Genomic DNA, 2,574 nt, shown 5'->3' on the forward strand with positions numbered 1-2,574 from the left:
GCCTTATAACGCCAGAGAGTGCAGGGGTACACGTGCTAGAAGAGAGTGCACAGACGTGGCAAAAGGAGACAGCCTTAGCACGTGGGCTTGATCCAGCGATTGCAGGGATCGGAGGGATGAATCGATTCGGGAGAGACGTCCAACGATATGTTCACATGGACTTATTTGCGAAAGAATCCAATGAGTTAGACGCTTTGCGTGAAATGAATCAAGAGAGCAAGGTCACAGCGCTCAATACGCGAGAAGCATCGACAGCGGAGAATGTGACAAGCAAGGCAGAGGTTGTGGGTGGGGCGAGTGTTGAGGGTACGGGGGAAGTCGTAGACGTGACCGGCAAGGCGAATTGGATATATATTGGTTCCAAGGATCAGTTCTTGAGAGACAACAATTATACTCAAGACGCACCTCATTGGACGGGGGACATGTACAAGTCCATTGTACGTAACAGTAACGGTGACCCGATTGGAGAAATCCACATCAACCAGCCCGAATACGACTACAACAATAAACCAAAAAGTCCAACAGGGGATTACTTCCCGGAGCACTTTCAGAGATATAGGACGAATGGGAAGTTGGCTAATCAACATTTTTACTTTTTACCTTAGGGGGAGGGATCTAAATGCGTCTAGTTTTGAAGGAGAACGGTGCCTATCTTGAACAATTTGATACTCTTGAATCGCTCGATGAAGTGGTTCAAGTAATAAGTTGTTTTCCTCAGGATGGTGAGAGGTTAATATTCAGAGTATCAAAAGATATCATACAGGGTTTTAGAAATCCAACAGAAGAGAAATGGAGGGACTTGGTTATCAAGCGTACTGTATTTGAAGTAGATGAATGCCTACCATTTCAAGACCACACCAGCGAGATACCAACAACCTTTCTCTGGTTTTGCCCGAAAGGTAAAAATGAATTGATTGAAGCAATAAAAGCCAATCAATTGTTTACTTGTGCGGTCCTACATAAGGATAAGGAACTTAAGGATGCATCGTATCTGTTACAAGTTTTCGAAGCCGCTGATTTCGATGTCTTTGATATTTCTTTTCAAAAGGAAGAGGACTTTAAATTCCGCGTCATCCCGAATTTACAAGCATTGATTCCTCTCGAGATAGACTCGGTGTAAAAATTCGATGTTTAAGACAATCATTCATGTAGGACAAAAACGCTCAGTGAACCTATATGATAATCTGTCGAGATCATTGATTAATTTAACATGAATTTCAATTTTTTTAATCGCAGAGAGCTAGCCACGTTTAGTCGAGGCTCGGCTCTCTATTTTCACACGCGATGGCGTTGCAGTGGTATCGCGAAGTAGCCAATTAATCACGGCATACAGTAAGACTTACTTCAAGGACCACATATTTGCTGTAATTCAACAAGGATCAAGTCCGAAATTATGTGTAATTTACCCTCACTGGTAGAACAAGTGCTTCACCTTAATTGGTATACTTTCACGTCTTGGTTGAAACTGTTTAGATTGACTTCACGCCACACCCAATACTCTTCCATGATAAAATATTTTCGAATTGTCATACCTTTTACCGGATACACGCTGTAGTAAACTGTCCCTAATTTGGCACTGGCAAAATAAAAAATACTTACCCCGCCCCCAACGGTTGAGAAACCAGAAGGGGGCTTTTTCGTGGCGAAAATTCCAGTGGCTTTGCTTGTAGAGCATCCAGAAAACAAACTGTTTCACAACCTGTCTGACGAAGAGCTTCAGGAGCTTGCAAAAGATATGCAGGAAAACGGCTTAATCCATGCCGTAGTCGCTCGAACAGCAGGTGAGCAGTACCAAATCATCAGTGGCCATCAACGAGTACGGGCGGCGAAGCTGTTGGGTTGGACGGACATTGAGACGGATGTTTTAGATGTGGATGACAACAAGGCCGCCCGCATGCTCATTAGTGCAAACGTCAAAACGCGCACACTCTCGCCGATGGAGTTGGCGAAGGCAATTCGGCGGGAAAAAGAGTTGATTGAGCAGACGTATGGGAATCGGGAACGAAAGCGGACAGATTTAACTGCGGCTCATCATGAGCCACAGTTGGAGGGCCGATGGTCTGAACAAGTTTCACAAGAAATCGGGAAATCCGAGCAACACATTCGCCGCCTAGACAAACTCAATGAACTCATTCCTGAACTTCAACAGCTTGTCGATCAGGGCAAATTAGGGACGACTGCGGCAGAGCAACTCGCTTATTTGGAACCCGAAACCCAACAAGCTTTATTTGCTTCACTAGGCGAAGAGATCAGCCTGCGTACAGTGGCACAAACGAAAGAACTGCGCAAACGTCTCGAAGAAGCGCAAGCAAAAGATCGGCAAACCGAGGAACTGCAACAAGAATTGGCACGCTTGCAACAGATGGGGCGACTTGAGGACAAACAGCAAATCGCCCGCTTGCAAAGCGAGATTCAACGCTTGCAAAACCAACCGCCTGAACAAATTGAGGTTGTGCCAGAAGCGGTAAAAAACGAACTTGCTGTTTGGAAAAAACGCGTTTCAGAAGTCGAACAAGAAAAACGAGAGAAAGAAGATGCGTTGCGGAAAAAAGAAGAAGAATTGGCGTTTTTCCA

General features: G+C 44.9%; 3 protein-coding genes. All 3 read left to right on the forward strand.

Going from position 1 to position 2,574, the window contains the following annotated elements:
- Window positions 1-605, forward strand: a 605-nt coding sequence (locus tag BM613_RS15255) for a hypothetical protein (RefSeq protein ID WP_219930718.1), incomplete at its 5' end; no start/stop codon positions are given.
- Between the two features lie 14 nt (window positions 606-619).
- A complete protein-coding gene (locus BM613_RS14235) occupies window positions 620-1,120 on the forward strand; it encodes a hypothetical protein (protein WP_109431820.1) in 501 nt (166 codons plus the stop codon).
- A gap of 519 nt (window positions 1,121-1,639) precedes the next feature.
- Window positions 1,640-2,574 (forward strand): ParB/RepB/Spo0J family partition protein (locus BM613_RS14240; RefSeq protein ID WP_109431821.1); only part of this gene is annotated, 935 nt, incomplete at its 3' end.

The sequence above is a fragment of the Sulfoacidibacillus thermotolerans genome, from assembly GCF_003144315.1.
GTDB lineage: Bacteria > Bacillota > Bacilli > Alicyclobacillales > SLC66 > Sulfoacidibacillus > Sulfoacidibacillus thermotolerans.